The sequence below is a fragment of the Pseudomonas sp. PDM02 genome (genome assembly GCF_014852285.1).
GTDB classification, from domain to species: domain Bacteria; phylum Pseudomonadota; class Gammaproteobacteria; order Pseudomonadales; family Pseudomonadaceae; genus Aquipseudomonas; species Aquipseudomonas migulae.
Window position 1 is genome coordinate 1 of record NZ_JACVBL010000039.1, and the last position, 530, is coordinate 530.

1 protein-coding gene is annotated in these 530 nt (G+C 58.1%); it reads right to left on the minus strand.

Annotated elements, in window-relative coordinates:
- A partial coding sequence (locus IB245_RS28925) for a Na+/H+ antiporter NhaC family protein (protein WP_318652989.1) occupies positions 1-530 on the minus strand: 530 nt, incomplete at both ends.

Here is a 530-nt window from a genome sequence, read left to right on the forward strand (position 1 = left end):
GAAGTACTCCTTGAACAGCCAGAAGCCCGGATCGTTCACGTGAGAGAAAATCACGCTACCGGAACCGACCGCGATAACCATCAGCTCAGGGCTTACGCCCGTGGTCGCAATCAGCGGGGCAACGATACCGCCTGCGGTGATCGCCGCAACGGTCGCAGAACCCAGCGCAATACGCAGCACGGCAGCGATAGACCAGGCCATCAGGAGCGGCGACACGTTGGTTTCATGCATCATGGCAGCGATGTATTTGTCCACGCCGCTGTCGACCAGAACCTGCTTAAACGCACCGCCACCGCCGATGATCAGGAGCATCATGGCAATGATTTTGATGGAAGAGGTCAGCGTGTCGTTGATCTGATCCATTGAACGACCGCGGTTCAGACCGAAGGTGAACATTGCGATCAGTACCGCAATCAGCGTTGCCATCACCGGGTCACCCAGGAATTCCGCAACCGCCAGGAACGCGTGACCTTTTGGCAGGACCATCTCCGCCACGGCACGCATCGCCATCAGAATGACCGGCACCAGAG